General features: G+C 54.9%; 13 protein-coding genes. 8 read left to right on the top strand and 5 right to left on the bottom strand.

All coding sequences use genetic code 11. From position 1 onward, the window contains the following. The first annotated feature begins 237 nt into the window (after positions 1-237). The 3 genes from PAECUDRAFT_RS08565 to PAECUDRAFT_RS08555 all read left to right on the top strand — a co-directional run bounded on the left by PAECUDRAFT_RS08565 (position 238) and on the right by PAECUDRAFT_RS08555 (position 4,207). Entirely contained in the window at positions 238-1,329 is a 1,092-nt protein-coding gene (locus tag PAECUDRAFT_RS08565) for a citrate synthase/methylcitrate synthase (RefSeq protein WP_006037728.1), read from the top strand. A 116-nt stretch (positions 1,330-1,445) separates the two neighbouring features. After that, the gene (locus PAECUDRAFT_RS08560) at positions 1,446-2,348 is read left to right on the top strand and encodes an alpha/beta hydrolase (protein WP_006037727.1); all 903 of its coding nucleotides are present in this window, start codon (positions 1,446-1,448) and stop codon (positions 2,346-2,348) included. A gap of 128 nt (positions 2,349-2,476) precedes the next feature. Next, positions 2,477-4,207, top strand: coding sequence for a bifunctional metallophosphatase/5'-nucleotidase (locus tag PAECUDRAFT_RS08555; protein WP_006037726.1), 1,731 nt, complete (start codon positions 2,477-2,479; stop codon positions 4,205-4,207). A gap of 124 nt (positions 4,208-4,331) precedes the next feature. On the opposite strand, the gene PAECUDRAFT_RS08550 is transcribed toward PAECUDRAFT_RS08555, so the two are convergent. Beyond that, positions 4,332-5,660 (bottom strand): FAD-dependent oxidoreductase, encoded by a 1,329-nt coding sequence (locus tag PAECUDRAFT_RS08550; protein WP_006037725.1) that lies wholly within the window; start codon positions 5,658-5,660, stop codon positions 4,332-4,334. A 432-nt stretch (positions 5,661-6,092) separates the two neighbouring features. Between PAECUDRAFT_RS08550 and PAECUDRAFT_RS08545 the strand changes: the two genes are divergently transcribed. The 3 genes from PAECUDRAFT_RS08545 to PAECUDRAFT_RS08535 are packed head-to-tail and all read left to right on the top strand — an operon-like array spanning position 6,093 to position 9,058. Beyond that, positions 6,093-7,040, top strand: a complete 948-nt coding sequence (locus PAECUDRAFT_RS08545; protein ID WP_006037724.1) for a TauD/TfdA dioxygenase family protein — start codon at positions 6,093-6,095, stop codon at positions 7,038-7,040. A gap of 37 nt (positions 7,041-7,077) precedes the next feature. Further along, positions 7,078-8,100, top strand: a complete 1,023-nt coding sequence (locus tag PAECUDRAFT_RS08540; RefSeq protein ID WP_006037723.1) for an aliphatic sulfonate ABC transporter substrate-binding protein — start codon at positions 7,078-7,080, stop codon at positions 8,098-8,100. Positions 8,101-8,140: 40 nt separating this feature from the next. After that, positions 8,141-9,058, top strand: coding sequence for a TauD/TfdA dioxygenase family protein (locus PAECUDRAFT_RS08535; protein WP_006037722.1), 918 nt, complete (start codon positions 8,141-8,143; stop codon positions 9,056-9,058). Positions 9,059-9,097: 39 nt separating this feature from the next. Here the strand turns inward: PAECUDRAFT_RS08535 and PAECUDRAFT_RS08530 are convergent, their stop codons facing one another. From PAECUDRAFT_RS08530 to PAECUDRAFT_RS24535, 3 genes are all read right to left on the bottom strand, one after another. Further along, positions 9,098-10,180: an NAD(P)H-dependent flavin oxidoreductase gene (locus PAECUDRAFT_RS08530; protein ID WP_006037721.1), complete on the bottom strand. Its 1,083-nt coding sequence runs from the start codon at positions 10,178-10,180 to the stop codon at positions 9,098-9,100. Between the two features lie 475 nt (positions 10,181-10,655). Beyond that, the gene (locus PAECUDRAFT_RS08525; RefSeq protein ID WP_006037720.1) at positions 10,656-12,110 is read right to left on the bottom strand and encodes a SulP family inorganic anion transporter; all 1,455 of its coding nucleotides are present in this window, start codon (positions 12,108-12,110) and stop codon (positions 10,656-10,658) included. 168 nt (positions 12,111-12,278) lie between these two features. Further along, positions 12,279-13,124, bottom strand: a complete 846-nt coding sequence (locus PAECUDRAFT_RS24535) for a M23 family metallopeptidase (RefSeq protein ID WP_006037719.1) — start codon at positions 13,122-13,124, stop codon at positions 12,279-12,281. Between the two features lie 182 nt (positions 13,125-13,306). On the opposite strand from PAECUDRAFT_RS24535, the gene PAECUDRAFT_RS08510 reads away from it, so the two are divergent. Further along, positions 13,307-15,526, top strand: coding sequence for a DNA topoisomerase III (locus PAECUDRAFT_RS08510; protein WP_006037718.1), 2,220 nt, complete (start codon positions 13,307-13,309; stop codon positions 15,524-15,526). 554 nt (positions 15,527-16,080) lie between these two features. After that, on the top strand, positions 16,081-17,568 hold the full coding sequence (locus PAECUDRAFT_RS08505; RefSeq protein WP_006037717.1) for a nicotinate phosphoribosyltransferase: 1,488 nt from the start codon (positions 16,081-16,083) through the stop codon (positions 17,566-17,568). 490 nt (positions 17,569-18,058) lie between these two features. On the opposite strand, the gene PAECUDRAFT_RS24530 is transcribed toward PAECUDRAFT_RS08505, so the two are convergent. After that, a complete protein-coding gene (locus tag PAECUDRAFT_RS24530; protein ID WP_006037716.1) occupies positions 18,059-18,613 on the bottom strand; it encodes a hypothetical protein in 555 nt (184 codons plus the stop codon). Between the last annotated feature and the right edge of the window lie 29 nt (positions 18,614-18,642).

Here is an 18,642-nt window from a genome sequence, read left to right as displayed (position 1 = left end):
GAGCATGAGTTCGGCGGCCTATTTCAATTTCACATCTATTAAAATATTACATTTTAGAAAATAAACACATATACCATAAATAATATTATCGCATCGATAAATGTTTTTTATGTTTCTAACGATCGATATCGGCTATCACATTAATCAATAGGTGTAACAATTATATTCTATTGGTTATCGTTGATACATATGTGTATGATTTTGGATATATATACATTGAGAGGCGGAGGTGTTGACATGGTTCAGTTTCCTGGATTAGAAGGCGTTGTGGCTGCAGAGACCGCAATTAGCTTAGTGGATGGGCAGCAGGGGATGTTGATCTATAGAGGGCATTGGGCGAAGGATTTGGCTGTATACAACTCCTTTGAAGAAGTAGCATATTTGCTTTGGTACGGAAAATTTCCGAGCGCCAACGAATATGAGGCGTTTATAACGAAATTCAAAAAATATCGGGTGCTTGGAGTAGAGGAGAAAAAAGTATTGGAGAGTCTTCCGTTACAGTTGGATGTGATGAGTGCATTACGAACGGTGATTTCGAGCATGAGCCATACTTTCACGGCATGGCCTCCGACAGTAGATGACGCAATCCGAATAACGGCAATGGCCCCAACCATAATAGCAAACCTTAACCGCAGGAACGAGGGGGTGGAATTTGTAGAGCCTCATCCTGATTTGAATCATGTTGCGAATTATTTATATATGCTCAAAGGCGAAATCCCTCAGAAAGCGCATGTGGCGGCAATGAATGCCTACGCTATATTAACTATGGAGCATGGCATGAATGCTTCGACATTCTCTTCAAGAGTCGTTGTCTCAACGCAAAGCGATATCGTTTCAGCGATTTGTGCTGCAATTGGAGCGATGAAAGGGCCGCTTCACGGCGGAGCGCCTTCTGAAGTCATGACCATGCTTAATGGAATTGGTTCAAAGGAAAATGCTGAACAATGGATGAGGGAGCATCTTGAGAAGGGAAATCGTTTAATGGGCTTTGGTCATCGTATTTATAAGACCAGAGATCCTAGAGCGGAAGCGCTGAAAACGGTAACCGGCAGACTTGCTTCGGAAGACCCGTGGCTGGATTTGGCCGTTTATGTAGAAGAGCTTGCGATAAAGATACTGGAGGAGTACAAACCAGGAAGACGATTGTATACGAATGTAGAATTTTTTGCAGCGGCAGTATTACGATCGGTCGAAATGCCATCAACTTTGTTTACGCCAACATTCACTTCCAGCCGCTTAGTAGGATGGACCGCTCATATTCTTGAACAGTCCCAAAACAATAGAATTTATCGTCCGCAATCCGAATATGTCGGTGAAATGCCGATTTAATCGTTGATGAAATTGTAGATTTGCAGGAACTCGCTGCCGATTCGCCATTAAAGCAGGCCCCTCCATTGCGATAAGCTGAACGTGTTGAAAGCACCTATCCATTGGAGGGATTGAAGATGAAGGTTAGAAAGCTGCTTTTTGTTGTCGTGTCGTTGTTCCTGCTCCTGCAGCAAAGCGTATTCGCAGAGGCGAAGCAAGAAAAGGGGAAGCATTCGGCATCGTCGACGATGAAGGTTTCGTTCTACAGCGAGGCGCTCGGCCAAAATATGCGGATGAACGTCTATCTGCCGCCTGACTATGAAGCGAAGGAGAAGTACCCCGTACTGTATGTGCTCCATGCGTATAAGCTGAATGAGGACCATTGGTTCCAAGCGCTTCATATTACCGAGCAGGCGGATACGCTGATCGCTGCTGGCAAGATCGAGCCGATGATCATCGTTGCGCCAGAGATTGATAACAGTTGGGGCATGAACTCAGCGGATGAGAAAAAAATATGGCTAGGCGATCCAACGGATCCGGGTGCATGGTACGAAGGGCGCTATGAGGATTACGTCACGAAAGACGTCGTCGGTTATATCGATGGCCATTTCAAGTCCGATAAATCGCGCAATAGCCGTTATATCGGCGGCACCTCGATGGGCGGGTATGCCGCGCTGCATATCGGTTTCCGCAACACGCAGCTGTTCAGCAAAGTTGGCGGGCACGCGCCGGCCGTCTTCCAAGACGAACTGTGGAAGCCGCTGTTTGACTGGATGTATCCGACCGAAGCCGATCGCAATGCCAAAGATCCGCTTCGATTGGCGGCTACCGCAAAGCTGAACCAGACGAGCGTTTACTTGGACTGCGGCGATCTGGACGAATTTAAGATTGCAACGGGCAAGCTCAACGAAATTTTGAGCGGCCGCAAATTAAAGCACTACGAGTTCCACCTTATCCCAGGCGGCAAGCATGACGACGCTTATTGGAGCGGACAGATGGCTAGCTACCTGACCTTCTATGGCGGAATGGATAAGAAGTAATTGTGGCAGGTAAAGAAAGCAGACCGTTAGGAGGCTAGCTCCTTCATGGTCTGCTTTTATTTTTGCTAATGGCGCCCTTGGTTTTGGGGAAAACTGTAAGGATTACGCGATCGGAAGGGGAGCATGAGTTGGAAGCTGAATCGGGAAATCGCCGCCGCATAACTAAGCTGCTTATACGGTTGAGCCTTACTGTGCCGCTGCTTGCGGGAATGGTGGCCACACCAATAATGCATGCCGCCGTCAAAGCCGAGGAGGCAGCATCCCCGGCTGCAGGAAATGCAAAGGATGGCTTCCATCTCCGCCTCCTGCACACGAACGATACGCATGCGCATTTGGACCTCGTTGCCAGGCGCATGACGGCGATAAAGCAGCTGCGGACGCCGAATACGCTGCTGCTCGATGCAGGCGATGTGTTCGCGGGGACGCCGTATTTTACGCAGTATGAAGGATTGGCTGATCTATGGTTCATGAATGCAGCTAAGTATGATGCGATGACGTTCGGCAACCACGAATTCGACCGGGGGACGGCGACGCTGCGGTCGTTTATTCGAGGAGCGTCGTTCCCTTTCGTTAGCGCGAATGTGACGTACGGCGATGATCCGAATCTCGGCCCTTTGTTTGCAGATCGAGCAGGCGTGCGAGGGGAAGCTGGACAAATCTATCCCTCGATCATCCGAGAGGTTAGTGGCGAGGCGGTGGGCATTTTCGGGCTTACAACGGCTGAAGCGTCAGCGCTCTCTTCCCCGGGACAGCATCTTGTGTTCGAAGAAGCAGTCGCGTCTGCCCGTGCTGCCGTTTCGTCGCTGCAAGCAAAGGGAGTCACCAAGATTATTGCCTTGACTCATCAGGGGTTGACGGAGGATCAGAAGCTCGCGGATGCGGTCCCGGGAATCGATATTATCGTAGGCGGACACTCCCATTCGCGGCTGGTCGCTCCAGCAGTTCGTCATGCGGATCGTGAGCCTACGCTTATCGTGCAGGCAGGCGAGCATGGCAAAAATCTCGGGCAGCTGGACGCCCAATTTAATGCCTCGGGGGTGATTACGCAATGGAGCGGAAGGCTGCTGGCGCTCGATGCAATGAAGTCGGACGGCAAGCCGATGTGGGCCGAGGATGCGGAGGCGGCGGCCAAGCTGAGCGCTTTCGCGATGGTGCTGAATCAGATCCAAAGGACGGTCGTCGGTTATACGAAGGTTACGCTCGACGGCGAGCATGCACATGTGCGAACGCGGGAGACGAATCTAGGAAACCTGATTGCAGACAGCATGTTGGATAAGATAAAAAGTATCGTTCACGCCCCAGATGTCGAAGGCTATGTAGCCATCCAAAACAGCGGAAACATCCGAGCTTCGATCCGCCGCGGACCGATTACGCTTGGCGATTTGTTGACGGTGATGCCCTTCGGCAATAAGATTACGGCTATCCGTATGACAGGCGAAGAGATCATGGCCGCACTTGAGAATGGCGTAAGCGGCGTGGAGCAGCGAGAAGGGAGATTCCCGCAGGTAGCGGGCATGCGATTCTATTACGATTCGACGAAGCAAGGGGAGCGTGTGGACGCAGTGTCCCATATAAGAGAAGCGGGGCATCGGATGATGAAAGTTCAGCTTCTCCGCGAGGACGGCTCCTATTCGGCCATAAAGCCGGATGCGATGTATGTCGTTGCAACGAATACATTCATGGCTGGCGGAGGAGATTTTTACGCAGCGATGGAGCGGGCGAGCGACGCCGGACGGCGATATAAGCTGGAGCTGCTGGACTATGAGGTGCTGAGTGAATATTTGAGCAAAATTGGTCGCGTGACAGCGAGGGTGGAGGGAAGGGTAATGGATCTGAGAGGGAGGACGCTCCCCGACTGAAAAAAGCAGCACTGGAGCGGAAGCCAAATGCTTCGCTCCAGTGCTGCTTTTTTGTTATCCGAAGGGGAGGGGGATCTCCTGTAGGAGCGTCAGCAGCCGTAAGGAGATGCATGCCGTCCCGGTCCTACATCGCCTGCAAACCTGCCTGATTCAGCAGATTCCAAGGCTTGTTGTAATGCGGCTGGAAGAAGAAGTCGACGAAGCTGAGCTCATCCATCGTCATGCCGTTCTGAATGCATACCGACATCGTATTGATGGCTTGCGTAAGGTCGGCCTTCGACATGACCTGCGCCCCTACAATGCGGCCGGTATCGGCTTCATAGACGACCTTCAGCAGCGCTTTTTCATAGGTTGGCATAAACTCCGGACGATAGTTTTCTTCTATTGTGACATTTTTCACAATCATGCCCGCATCAATTGCCGCTTGCTCGGTCATGCCGGTCGAAGCGATGTTGAGGTCATAAATTTTGATGCCCGATGTGCCTTGCGTACCGAGATAGCGAACGGTCGGCTTGAGCAGGTTGCGCGCCACGAGCGTGCCCATCCGTACGGCATTCGTCGCCAGCGGGATGTAAGCATGCTTGTGTGTCGGGTTATACATCACTGCGCAGCTGTCGCCTGCGGCTAGCACATCCGGGTGGCTCGTTCGCATATATTCGTCGACAATAATCGCGCCATTCAACAACATCTCGACTTGGTCTTTAAGGAGCTCCGTGTTCGGGCGGAAGCCGATGCAGAGTACGACGAGGTCGGTTTCATATTCGCCTGCGGTCGTGATGACCTTGTTGACTTTGCCGTTCTCGCCTTCAAAGCCAGTGACGGTTTGACCAAGCTGAAGCCTGATGTGGCGGGCTTCCAGCTCGTTTTCAATGCCGTCGGTGAACGTGCGGTCGAGATATTTGAACAGAATGCGATCCATATTGTCGATGAGCGTGACTTGTTTGCCAAGCTCCTCGAATGCTTCCACAAGCTCAATGCCGATGTATCCAGCACCGATAACGGTCACGCGCTCTGCGTGTCGAGCTTTGTCGATTATTGTTTGTGCATGCCCGTAGTTTTTGCATAACAAAATGTTGTCGAGTTCCATGCCACCGAGTTTGGGAATGATCGGCCACGAGCCAGTCGTCACGACCAGCTTATCGTACGTTTCAACTCTGGTGATGCCCGTCTCCAGATTCCGAACGCGGATCATATGCGCATCGGCATTGACCTCGAGCACGTCATGCCGCATGTTCATCTGTACGCCCAAATCGGTTAGCTGCTGAGGCGATGCGTAGAAAAGCTTCTGGACATCCTGTACGACGCCTCCGACATGAAGGGCGATGCCGCACGATAGGAACGATACGTTGTCGTTGCGTTCATAGACGCTAATTTGCGCTTCCGGGTAAAGCTGAGCCATCTGGGTTACGGCAGCCGTGCCTGCATGTGTGCATCCGATAACAGCGATTTTCATAGGGGATTCCTCCTGATAATGTCGAGTTCGAGAAGGTGTGATTATTTTCACAATCTGTTATGTGATTTAATTCACAATCTCTTGTTGCTCTTATCATATGCAATTGGAGCAGGTTTGACAAGGGCTTGTGATTAATTTCACAAATCATACACAACTATAATTGGTAGAGAAAATCATTTGGAAAATAAGGGTTGACAGGTAGTAGACTCAGCTGGTACGATGTAGCACATCAAGCAACGGCACGACGAAATGAGTCAATGCGAAGCTTGCGTAACCGAATATTTCAAATCGACTGGATCACCAGAGATTTACGATAAACAGCGTTCCGACGACGGACTGTCAGCGCGCTGAATGCCGTAAATCTTTTTTTTAACCTTTAATTCCGACTAAACAGGTGTGTTAAGTTAATTAATTCATGAGGAGTGTTGACCAATGAGCTATCAAACACAGACGACGCAAACCCAAACAACCGATTATCTTTCTCGGAGCTACTCGCCCAAACGGGCCTTTCATAGCGGAGCACGCACCCTGACGAAATGGGTGGAAGGCGAAGCGGGACAGCCGTACACGCTGTTCACAGTAAAACCGCTTGGGCCGATCATCGGCGCAGAAATCGAAGGCGTTGATCTAAGCCAGCCGGTAGGAGCGGAGCTGAAACAAGAGCTGCACCGCGCGTTCCTCGAGTATAAAGTGTTGTTCTTCCGCAATCAGGACATTACGAGCGAGCAGCAGCTGGCATTCGCGAAGCTGTGGGGCGAGCTTGAGAAGCATCCGTTCCTGCCGCAGGGCAGCGCAGAGGAAGTGACGCGCTTCGCGAAGGACGAGAAGGTGACGGGCATGGAGAACATCTGGCATACCGACGTGACATGGCGACTTAATCCGGCGCTCGGTTCGGTGCTTCGCTTGACGGAGGTTCCGCCATTCGGCGGCGATACACTCTGGTCGGATATGGCGGCGGCTTATGACAACTTGCCAGAAGCTGTGAAGGAGCGGATCGATGGCTTGACGGCTATTCACGACTTTACGCCGAGTTTCGGGCGAGCGCTCTCGCCAGAGCAATTAGCAGTGAAGCAGGTTGAATTTCCGGCTGCTGAGCATCCAATCGTGCGCATTCACCCGGAGACGGGACGCAAAACGCTGTTCGTCAATGGCGCGTTCACGATTCGCATCGTGGGACTTGAGCCGCAGGAAAGCGAAGAGCTGCTGCAATACCTGTTCGACCAAGCGAAAACGCCGGAGTATCAGGTTCGCTTCCATTGGGAGAAGAACTCGATCGCATTCTGGGATAATCGCGCAACGCAGCATTACGCCGTGTCGGACTACTTCCCGCATCGCCGCGTAGCGGAGCGCATCTCCATCGTGGGTGATCGTCCTTACTAATCAATCTTCGTTTTATATAAAAAAGGGGGTTTTCGCAATGGCCAACATCAACTGGAAGAAAAAAGCCGGATTTACGCTCTTACTCATATCGCTCGTCGCAACGGTGCTGGCGGGCTGCGGGGACAAAAGCAAAGAAAGCAGCTCGACGACCGCGTCGGCGAATGCGCCTAGCGGCGACACGATTAAAGTGAACATTGCGATCAACGGCGGCATTAATCCGCTGACGGTGGCAAGAGAGAAGAAGCTGTATGAGGAAGCGTTCAAAAAGCTGAATGCGGAAGTCGTATGGAGCAAATTCCCGAGCGGCCCGCCGCTGCTCGAAGCGCTTGTAGCGGGACGCGTCGATCTATCGTTCCTTGGCGATGGCGCGGCAATCACGGGATTGTCCAATAAGCTGCCGTTTCAAGTGATCGGCCTTAACTCGTTAGGGAAATCGAACAGCACGATTCTCGTGCCGAAGGATTCCTCGATCCAGAAGCTGGCGGATCTGAAAGGCAAGAAGGTGGGGCTGGCGAAGGGCACGGTAGCCAACGTGTACTTGATCAAGGTGCTGAAGGACATCGGCTTGAAGCAGTCGGACGTGAACCTGATCAATCTGCAAGCGGATGATGCGCAAGCGGCATTCGAGAGCGGCCAGCTCGATGCTTGGATCGTTTGGGACCCTTACGTGACGCTCAACCTGAACAAAGGGGCTGCGCGTGCGATTCCGGTAGAAACGGAAGTGCTTTCGCCGGGCTCCCTCATTGCCCAAACGGATTTTGCCAAGAAGCATCCTGAGCTCGTCGTCGAGTTTCTGAAGGTGTATAAGCAGGCTTCGGATTATGAGCTCGCGCATAAGGATGAGGCGGCTAAAATTTTTGAAGAGCAAACCAAGATTCCAGCTGCTGTCATCAAGCAAATTCTTGATCGCAGCGAGCCGATTCTGTCGACATATACGCAAGCTGCGCTCGACGCACAGCAAGCGACGGTTGATATTCTCTTGGAGAGCAAGTACATCAAGCATTCCTTTGTATTCAAAGACGCTGTGAACGATTCGTTCGTCACGGAAGCTTTGAAATAAATCGCAACATCACTAAACCAACCCATTAGGAGGAATCAAGATGAGTGAATTGACGCAGAACCAACAGGTCCAATTGGAAGTAGTGCCGGTAGCAGGACGAATCGGTGCAGAGGTAAAAGGTCTACGGTTGTCAGGCGACCTGGATCGTGAAGATGTCGAAGCGATTCAGCGAGCGCTGCTGCAGCATAAAGTGTTGTTCTTCCGCGGTCAACAGCATCTTGACGACGAAGAGCAGGAGCGCTTCGCCAAGCTGTTAGGCGAGCTGTATGCGCATCCGACAGTGCCGGTTAAGGAAGGCTCCAGCTCCATCCTCGAATTAAACTCCTATCATGGCGGCCGCGCCAACTCGTGGCACACGGACGTAACGTTCGTGGACGCTTACCCGAAAGCGTCGATTTTACGTGGTGTTGTCATTCCAGCCGCAGGCGGCGACACGGTGTGGGCGAATACGGCAGCGGCTTACGAGGATCTGCCGCAGGAGCTTCGCGATCTGGCCGACAATCTGCGAGCGGTTCATACCAATGCATACGATTATGCAACGGCGATCCGCAAGGAAGTGTCGGAAGAGGATGCGAAGAAAAGCAAAGCGATTTTCGAATCGACGGTGTACGAGACGGAGCATCCAGTCGTACGCGTTCATCCGGAGACAGGCGAGCGTCATCTGCTCCTTGGCCACTTCGTGAAAAGGTTCGTCGGCTTCCGTTCGCCGGACTCCGAGCGCTTGTTCCACATCCTGCAGGAGCACGTAACGCGTTTGGAAAATACGGTGCGCTGGCGCTGGGCGGAAGGCGACGTTGCGATCTGGGATAACCGCGCAACGCAGCACTACGCGGTGAACGATTACGGCCAACAGCATCGCGTTGTACGCCGCGTAACGCTTGCAGGCGATGTGCCGATCGGCGTAGACGGCCGCAGCAGCAAAGTGCTGAAGCCAGAGCCAAGCGAGCAGCAGCAATAACGCGTTGGTGTAAGCAAGAGAGAGGCTATCCCCGAGCCATTAAGGCTTGGGGATAGCTTTTTTCATGCTGCTGATCAGGGCGGAAGCCTGCTCGATCGTTTGCTTCACGACATCGGCCGCGCCGCGTTCTGTCGCTAGCCGGGTCCCTTGGCCTGCCCAGAGCGACATGTAGGCGGGGTTATTCGCTTTGGCGGCTGCTTGGCGAATGTCTCTTGTCATCGTGTTCTGTACCGGATAAGCGGGAATGGTTCCCGGATAGGAGCGCATGCTGTTCATGAAATGATTGCGGATGCCCCGGGCGGCTTTGCCCGAGAAGGCGTAAGTAATGTCCGTAGAATCCTCGCGGGACGATAGGATTTTGCTTTTGTACGCTGCATGGGCTCCGCTCTCGGGGCACGCTAGAAAAGCAGTTCCCATCTGCACGGCAGAAGCTCCTAATGCGAGGCTTGCGACAAGCCCGCGCCCATCCATAATGCCTCCCGCTGCGATAACCGGCACGGTTACCCGATCAACCATTTGCGGAATGAGCGCCATCGTACCAATCAGCGCGTCGTTGGCAGGGGTTAGAAACGTCCCTCGATGTCCGCCTGCTTCGCTTCCCTGTGCCACGATTGCATCGACGCCGGCCGCTTCCAGCTGCATGCCTTCCTCGACGGTTGTTGCTGTGCCGATCACGATGACCCCGCGCTGCTGCATGGCATGTAGGATGTCCAGCGAAGGGATGCCGAAGGTGAAGCTAACGATCGGGACGCGCTCATCCAGCAGCACTTGCACTTGTTCCTCGAATGTTTCAATGGACGCGGGAGTCGGGGGATTCGGATCAATACCGAGCTCCGCACGATATCGATTAAGGCGGCCGTTCATTTCAGCGATTGCGCTGCTTGATCCATTCGGCTGCTCAGGCACGAATAAGTTGACGCAAAATGGCCGTTCGGTCAGCTGCTTAATCGCTTTAATCGCTTCTCGTGTTTGATCGGGCGTTAAGTAGCCTGCACCGAGGCTGCCTAATCCGCCAGCGTTCGAAACGGCCGCAATTAGCTCTGGCGTTGTAGGTCCGCCTGCCATTGGGGCTTGAATAATCGGGTATTGCAGGTCAAGCATGCGCGTTAATGCGGTCTCCATAGTGATCGAACCTCCTGGTTTTCCTAAAATGGACAACGGCACCCTCTCGGGTGCCGTTTAGTGTAGCTATATTTAACCGGTGCGCAGACGATGCGCAATGATTCCCCGGTTTCTATGATGTTAAACATGTAGTCGTGCCTGTTTCGCTATGCTTCAGCAAAGCTATAACTAAAACAACGAAAGCCCTACCTCTCTTTCGTCCTTGCGGCTCCGAAGACCGCGCCAGTGTGAATCAGCGAATGGTGTTAGGCGAGTGAACCACCAACCTTCGCCAGAGCGTCGGAAACGGGCATGAACGAGAAGCTATTTGCCAGGAAAAATAGTTTCTAAAGAGGAATCCTACGGGGTTAAATATAGACAATACATTGTAGTATACATCAGGTTAGGCAAAAATGCAAGTGCCAAGCGCCGATGCCTGGTGCGTCGAGCGCGTTAGCCAGTGCGGCTTAAGACAGGCCCGGGGAGGGAAGGCAGGCTAATGCCCGCCCGCCGCTCCGAGGCCGATGCGCTCGACGAGCGCTTTGCTTTCGGCGTTCAGGCCGTACACTTCAACCGCGATGCCGCGCTCGCTGTATTTGGCGATCATTTTGCCAATCGCTTCAACCGCGGATTGATCCCACACATGGGATCGGGCAAAGTCGACGCGAACAGGCGCGGTGTCGCGCTCGTATTGGAACAAGCTGGCGAACGCCATCGTCGTCCCGAAGAAGAGCGGACCTTGAATGACGTAGGAAACGGCTTCGGTCTGCGGGTTGACGGACCGTTCAGCGCGAATGCGCGCCGCGCGCCAAGCGAAGACGACGGCGCTGATGACGACGCCCGCAAGCACGCCTTTGGACAAGTCATGCGTGGCAACGACGACGCCGACGGTGATGAGCATAACGAGCGCGTCCGAACGCGGGACGCGGTGCAGATTGCGCAGCGCGCGCCAGTCGAACGTGTCGAAGCACACCATGAACATGACGGCGACAAGCGCAGCCATCGGAATCTGCTCGACTACGCCGCGGAATACCATAATGAGCACGATGAGGAAGACGCCTGCGACGAGCGTTGACAGCCTTTTGCGTCCGCCCGAGCGGGTGTTAATGACGGATTGGCCGATCATGGCACAGCCTGCCATGCCGCCGAAGAAGCCGGTGACGACGTTGGCGATGCCTTGTCCGCGCACCTCGCGGTTTTTGTCGCTTGTCGTGCCCGTCATTTCATCGAGCACCGAGGCGGTCAACAGCGATTCGGTCAAGCCGACGATGGCAAGCGACAGGGCATAAGGGAAAATGACCTTCAGCATGTCCCACGATATGGCGACATCCGGTAGATGGAAGGAAGGGAGCGTGCTCACGATGTGGCCCATATCGCCGACTGTGCGCACATCAATGCCGAATACGACGGCAATGATCGTAATGATAATGATGGCAGCCAGCGTAGAGGGAATGATGGTCGTCAATCGCGGCATGCCGTAAATGATCACAAGCGCGGCGCCGACCAACGCGTACATCATCCATCCTGCGCCCGTGAAGTGCACAAGCTGGGCGGTGAAGACGAGAATGGCGAGCGCATTCACAAAGCCGGTCATGACGGGCTGGGGAATGAACGTGACGAGCCGCCCGAACTTCAGCAGTCCGAGCGTAAACTGGATGATGCCGGTTAGAATCGTCGTAGCGAATAGATACTCCAGTCCGTGGTCTTTGACGAGGGTCACCATGAGCAATGCCATCGCGCCGGTAGCTGCGGATATCATGCCTGACCTGCCGCCAGTGAAGGCGATGACGATCGCGATCGTGAACGAGGCGTAAAGCCCGACCATCGGATTAACGCCTGCGATAATGGAGAATGCAATGGCTTCGGGGATGAGCGCCAGAGCGACGGTCATGCCGGACAGCACGTCCGCGCGCGCGTTGCCGAGCCAAGCGGATTTGATCGATTGAATCATAGGAAAGAAGCTCCTTCTGGAATAAGATCAAGTAACGAGAACGTAAGGTTGTCCCGTTCGACATTATACTTCATTGCGGGGGTCAGGGGTATAGATTTTATTGTAAAAAAAGAGAAGCCCGCCATCGGTGCGATGGCGGGCTTCTTCGAGCTGGAGCGAGCGCCCGGCTTAGCCGAGCTCCCACCATTTGAGGAACAGGAACGGGTCGACAGGAGCGTAAGGGCTTGTTTTGTAGATGCCAAAATGCAAATGCGGATCGAACTTTCCTTTGGTGCCCTCAGGGCCATAGCCGGTGCTGCCGACGTAGCCGATCAGCTGGCCTTTGCTGATGACAGCGCCCTTGGCCATGCCAGCCGCATAGCGGGACATGTGCGCATAATAAAATTCGGTGCTGCTGTCGACGCGAATCGTCAGCCGCCAGCCGCCAAGCTCGGACCAGCCGGCTTGCACGACGGTGCCGCCGAGCGTGCTGTAGATCGGCGTGCCTTCGGCCGCCATGATGTCGACGCCTTCATGCGAGCGGACGGCGGCGCCGTCGGACGACCATGTGCGGGAATCCGCGTACGTATTGCCGTATGGCGAGTAGGTACCCTTTTTTAGTGGAAAGAAGCCATCTCGGAAGCCCGCGGGACGCTTGGGCACATTCAGGTCGAGGCCCTGCCAGATGATGTTCGGGTCCGCAAGCTGTTTGTTCGCAGCCATCAGCTTATTCAGCGGAATGCTGAATCGGTTCGCGATGATCCACATCGTGTCGCCAGCCTCCGCTTTATAGGCGGTCATGTAGGACGGCGGCGGCACCTGAAGCACTTGTCCGGTGAGCAGCATGTCGGACGTCAGGCCGTTTATCTGCTTGAGCTTCGCGATCGTGGTATCGAACTTGACGGAGATCGACCAGAGCGAGTCGCTTGGCCCAACGGTATAGGAAGCGGCTGAGGCAGCCATGGGAGCGGCAGTCGCAAGAAGGCCGAGCAAAGCCGTTCCGAGGAGGTATGTACGCCATTTTTTCATTCGCATGATGATCCCTCGCTTTAGTGAAATTGGAATAAGCCGAATAAAATGCTATGTAAGCCTTTACATCTATTAAACGTGCTATAGCGGTAGCTTGTGAAGCTGTAAATGCTGGGAATGGGCTTTTGACATGATTTGATGCGATAGCCGATAATGGAGAGATCAAGCATGCAGGGGGAGAACATCCGATGAAATCGCTCGTATTGGCGGAAAAGCCGAGCGTCGCAAGAGAGATCGCGCGTGTGCTAGGCTGTACGAATAAAAATAAAAGCTATATTGAAGGGCCCAAATATGTCGTCTCGTGGGCGCTCGGCCATCTGGTCGGACTGTCGGAGCCGGAGGATTACGATCCGAAGTACAAGACATGGAACCTTGAGGATCTGCCGATCATGCCGGGCAAAATGACGCTCAAGCCGCTCAAGGAAACGGCCGGCCAATTCCGCGCGGTGCTGCAGCTATGCCGACGAAGCGATATCAGCGAGCTGATCATCGCGACAGACTCAGGGCGCGAAGGCGAGCTTGTCGCGCGCTGGATTATGGAGCTGGCGCATTGGAAAAAGCCGTTCAAGCGCCTATGGATTTCGTCGCAGACGGACAAGGCGATCAAGGACGGCTTCGCCTCGCTTAAGCCGGGGCGAGACTATGATCGGCTGTATGCGTCCGCCGTGTGCCGCGCCGAGGCGGACTGGCTCGTCGGGCTGAACGTGACGAGAGCGTTGACGAGCAAGTACAATGCGCAGCTGTCGGCGGGGCGCGTGCAGACGCCGACCTTGGCGATGATGATGGACCGCGAGCGGGAAATCAACGGTTTTCAGCCGAAGCCGTATTGGACGGTGTCGGCTGATTTTGGCGAGTTTCAAGCCGCATGGCGCAGCGGCGATGGACATGACGGCCGGCTGTGGGAGCGCGCCGAGGCGGAAGCTATCATTGCGCGGACGAGCGGCCCGGGCAAACAGGCGAGCGTAGAGCAGCTGCGCACAACGGAGCGAAGCGAGCTGCATCCGCAGGCGTATGATTTGACCGAGCTGCAGCGGGACGCAAATAAGCGGCTCGGCTTCTCGGCGAAGCAGACGTCGAATGTGCTGCAGCGGCTTTATGAGCAGCATAAGCTGGTGACGTATCCGCGGACGGATTCGCGGTATTTGTCCTCGGATATGGTGCCGACGCTCAAGGGGCGGCTGGAGAGCGTTGCGGTCGGGCCTTATGCGCCGCTGGCGCGGAAGCTGCTGCGTTCGCCGCTTCCCGTGACGAAGCGGATCGTCGACGACAGCAAAGTAAGCGATCACCATGCGATTATCCCGACGGAGCAATATGTGAATTTGTCTGCGCTTAGTCCGGAGGAGAGAAAGCTGCATGAGCTAATTGTACGCCGCTTCCTCGCGCTGTTCGCGCCTCCGTGCCGCTATGATGAGACGAGCGTTGTGCTGCGGGTTGGAGATGACCGCTTCTACGCGCGCGGCAATGTGCTGAAGGATGCAGGCTGGAAGGAAGCCTATGGCGGCGTGCAGGCGGCCGATTTCTCAGGCGGCGAGGATGACGGGGCTGATGAGGATTCGTCTAATGGATCGGCTGCAGGCACGGGTGGCGGCTCGCGCGGTGCGGGGCAGCTGCTCCCTCCGCTGGCGAAAGGGCAGAAGCTGCCGGTTAAGATGAGCCGATTCCGCGAGCAGCAGACGCAGCCGCCGGCTCGTTATAATGAGGCGGGACTGCTGACGAAGATGGAGAAGTACGGGCTTGGTACGCCAGCGACCCGCGCAGATATTATCGAGAAGCTGCTTTCTTCCCAGACGATCGACCGGCAGGGCAATCGACTGGTGCCCACTGGCAAAGGCAAACAGCTCATTGAGCTGGTCGCCGATGATTTGCGCAGCCCGGAGCTGACCGCAGCTTGGGAGCGCGAGCTGGAGCGGATTGCGAAGGGCCAGGGCGATGCGAAGCGGTTCATGGCGGACATTCGCCAGAAGGCGTCCGCATGGGTGAACGAAGTGAAGCAGGAGACGAAGGAATATAAGCCGCATAACCTGTCGCATGCAAGGTGCCCGGAATGCAGCAAACCAATGATCGAAATCAACGGCAAGCGGGGCAAATCGCTCGTCTGTCAGGATCGGGAATGCGGCTACCGCCGCTCGGCGGAGCCGGCGTTGTCGAACAAGCGTTGCCCGCAATGCCGCAAGAAGATGGAGATTCATACGGGCAAAGCTGGCAAATACGCGCAGTGCCGCAAATGCAACGTCATCGAGATGCTGGAGGACAAGGCAGGCGGCGGTGGCGGAGGACGCGGCGGTCGCATAAACAAGCATCAGCAATCGCGCATGGTCGAGCAATTCAGCGATAAAGTGACGCTGTCCGGCGGCCTTGCGGACGCGCTGAAAGCGGCGCTCGAGGGCAAGGGCGATTCGAGCAAGTAATCGTTTGTGGAGGTTCGAAAGGCTGTCCCCCTGCCGTTGAGGCTGGGGGGCGGCCTTTGCTTTTTATTGGGCATACGCGCACAAGGCACAAAGCATAAGGCACAGCACAAGCTGGCAAAGCGCAAACGTTACAGTTGGCCGTTGCATTTCATGCAATGGCAGCGACGTTTTTGCCTGCAGTCGTTGGTGTCATTGCAACTGGTGCAAGGAGTAAGTGGGCCTGCTGCCGTTTGAAGGCGTAACGGGCGAAGTTGACTAGTTGTCATTGCACGAAATGCAACAAAGCCGAGTATTTTTAGACGAATGTTGTTTTTTCGTTGCACAAATTGCAAGAGGGACTGGTGACACGCTGGATCGTTGCATCGGGTACGGTGAATGGGAATGGTTTGTTTGCGTTAGAAAGTGATCCTTTGTGCTAGGCGCGGGGATGCTTACCGGCAGTGGTGGCTAAACGGTTTATTTCAAACGGAGGCATTGCCAAGCTGGCAATTACACAAGCTATGCCGGAAGAAGAATTGGCACGCAACGGACGCTAGGGGAAGGGACAGGTTTGCATGACGACACAAACGCATTTTGACGGGGCTGGCGGCCGCGAATACGGGCATCTGGCTTTGCATACAGACAAGTATCAGATCAATATGATGTACGCGCATTGGAAAAATGGCACCCACGACCGGATTGCCGTATTCGAGGCGTATTTCCGCAAACTCCCGTTCGGAAATGGCTATGCCGTGTTCGCTGGATTGGAGCGGATCGTCGACTATATTCAAACGCTGCGGTTTCACGAGCACGAGATTATGTTTCTTCGGGAGCAGGAGGAGCGATACGAGGAGGCTTTTTTGCAGGAGCTGCGGCAATTTCGGTTTAACGGCGATATTCTTGCTGTACCGGAAGGGACGCTCGTATTTCCGAACGAGCCGCTCGTGCGCGTGGAGGCGCGCGTATTCGAGGCGCAGCTCATCGAGACAGCACTGCTGAACTTCATGAATTACCAGACGCTTATTGCGACGAAGGCGGCGCGTGTCCGCCGTGCGGCCGAGCAGGATGTGCTGCTGGAATTCGGCACGCGCCGAGCGCAGGAGGCAGAAGCGGCGGTGTGGGGAGCGCGCGCCGCATTTATCGCCGGCTTTGATGCGACGTCAAACATGCGGGCGGCTATGCTATTCGGCATTCCGGCGAAGGGGACGCATGCTCACGCTTGGGTGCAGGCGCATGCAAGCGAGCAAGAGGCATTCGACCGCTACGCAGCCGCGCTGCCGGACGATGTGACGTTGCTCGTCGATACGTACGATACGCTGGGAAGCGGCGTGCCGCATGCGATTGAAACCGCGCACAGGCTTGCTGCCAGGGGGAAGCGGATGAGCGCGATTCGGATCGATAGCGGCGATTTGGCTTATTTGTCCAAGGAAGCGAGGCAGCAGCTTGACGCGGCAGGCTTTCTCGATGTGAAGATTGTGGCGTCAAACGACTTGGACGAGTCGATCATCGTGAACTTGAAGGCGCAAGGGGCGCGAATCGATATATGGGGCGTCGGCACGCAGTTGATTACGGCCGCGGATCAGCCGTCGCTTGGGGGCGTGTATAAGCTGGTCGCACATGAGCGAGCGGCAGGCGAGGAGCTTGAGCCTGTCATTAAGCTGTCCAACAATCCGGAGAAGGTATCTACGCCGGGGAAAAAGGATGCCTATCGGATCGTGAATCGGCAGACGGGCAAAGCCGAAGCAGACTATCTCGCTTTTCCGAATGAAGAGGCGCATATCCGCAATGGCGAGCGAATTAAGCTGTTCGATCCCATTCATCCGTACCGTCACAAATGGGTAGACGATTATGAGGCGGTTCAGCTGCTGCAGCCTGTCATTGTGAAGGGCGAGCTGGCGTTCGAGCTTCCATTATTGGATGCGATACGAGCCTACCATCAGCAGCAACTGGCATTGTTTTGGCCGGAGGTGCTGCGCAAGGTGAATCCGCAGTCGTATCCGGTTGATTTGAGCGTCGACGTTTGGGAGCATAAGATGGCGCTGATCGAGCGCGGCGGCAAGTAAAATAGATAGGAGGGGCGCCGCTAGCCAGCCAGCGGTAAGCCCAGCCAAATAGGGCACAAAAATGTGCCCTATCGGCTCGCCAGCGGCACATCGCGCCGAATAGGGCACAAAAATGTTCCCTATCAGCGGATCAGCGGCACTTAGCGCCGAATAGGGCACAAAAATGTTCCCTATCGGCAGCCAGCGGCCCATCGCGCCGAATAGGGCACAAAAATGTTCCCTATCGGCAGCCAGCGGCCCATCGCGCCGAATAGGGCACAAAAATGCTCCCTATCGGCAGCCAGCGGCCCATCGCGTCGAATAGGGCACAAAAATGTTCCCCATCGGCAGGCCAGCGGCCTATCGCGTCGAATAGGGCACAAAAATGTTCCCTATCGGCAGGCCAGCGGCCCATCGCGCCGAATAGGGCACAAAAATGTTCCCTATCGGCAGCCAGCGGCCCATCGCGCCGAATAGGACACAAAAATCTGCCCTATCGGCGGCCGTCTTATTAAATCATCGATACGAAATCGTCCGGCTCGCTTCGAATAAACGCGGCGATTCGATCGTAAGTCTCGGGCATCGCGCCGAGCAATCGGCGTTCGAGCGCTGTAATGGTCGCCGAATAGGCGGGATCGCCCGCCAGCAGCGCCTTCGCCTCATTCATCGCAATAGCCGATTCATTACGCAGGACAGGCCGAGTCGCTTCTGCCAGCTCATGCAGAAGGGCGCCTAATACCGGTAAACGCATATAAACGCAAGCTTGCTGCATCGCACCGTATCGCCCGGCCATGTGTTGCGTGTACAGGGTGCGCCAGTGGAATTCGTCTGTTCCATGTATGGCATGCGCCAGGTAGGTCCAGACGGCGAACAACGCTTGCTGTCCGTTATTAAATTCGCTATACAGCGCAAAAATCTGCTGCGGGTTTGCGCTAACCTGCTTGTAAGCTTGAATCAGGGGGTTGAAGCAAGTGCGAATCGTGGCCAAATCATCATTCGCCATGGCCTCCCATACTGACGGCATGATGACTGCTCGGTAATCGTTCTTCTCTTTCTTTTGATCCAAATAACCGCCTCCTCCGGGCCGCAGCCCTT

Origin of the sequence: Paenibacillus curdlanolyticus YK9, assembly GCF_000179615.1 — a bacterium.
GTDB classification, from domain to species: domain Bacteria; phylum Bacillota; class Bacilli; order Paenibacillales; family Paenibacillaceae; genus Paenibacillus_T; species Paenibacillus_T curdlanolyticus.
Note: the sequence above shows the minus strand (reverse complement) of the source record. Positions and strands in the feature narration are given on the sequence as shown.

Coding starts and splice junctions, on each gene's coding strand:
- PAECUDRAFT_RS08565 (WP_006037728.1), top strand. CDS start 238: ATGGTTCAGTTTCCTGGATTAGAAGGCGTTGTGGCTGCAGAGACCGCA.
- PAECUDRAFT_RS08560 (WP_006037727.1), top strand. CDS start 1,446: ATGAAGGTTAGAAAGCTGCTTTTTGTTGTCGTGTCGTTGTTCCTGCTC.
- PAECUDRAFT_RS08550 (WP_006037725.1), bottom strand. CDS start 5,660: ATGAAAATCGCTGTTATCGGATGCACACATGCAGGCACGGCTGCCGTA.
- PAECUDRAFT_RS08545 (WP_006037724.1), top strand. CDS start 6,093: ATGAGCTATCAAACACAGACGACGCAAACCCAAACAACCGATTATCTT.
- PAECUDRAFT_RS08540 (WP_006037723.1), top strand. CDS start 7,078: ATGGCCAACATCAACTGGAAGAAAAAAGCCGGATTTACGCTCTTACTC.
- PAECUDRAFT_RS08535 (WP_006037722.1), top strand. CDS start 8,141: ATGAGTGAATTGACGCAGAACCAACAGGTCCAATTGGAAGTAGTGCCG.
- PAECUDRAFT_RS08530 (WP_006037721.1), bottom strand. CDS start 10,180: ATGGAGACCGCATTAACGCGCATGCTTGACCTGCAATACCCGATTATT.
- PAECUDRAFT_RS08525 (WP_006037720.1), bottom strand. CDS start 12,110: ATGATTCAATCGATCAAATCCGCTTGGCTCGGCAACGCGCGCGCGGAC.
- PAECUDRAFT_RS24535 (WP_006037719.1), bottom strand. CDS start 13,124: ATGCGAATGAAAAAATGGCGTACATACCTCCTCGGAACGGCTTTGCTC.
- PAECUDRAFT_RS08510 (WP_006037718.1), top strand. CDS start 13,307: ATGAAATCGCTCGTATTGGCGGAAAAGCCGAGCGTCGCAAGAGAGATC.
- PAECUDRAFT_RS08505 (WP_006037717.1), top strand. CDS start 16,081: ATGACGACACAAACGCATTTTGACGGGGCTGGCGGCCGCGAATACGGG.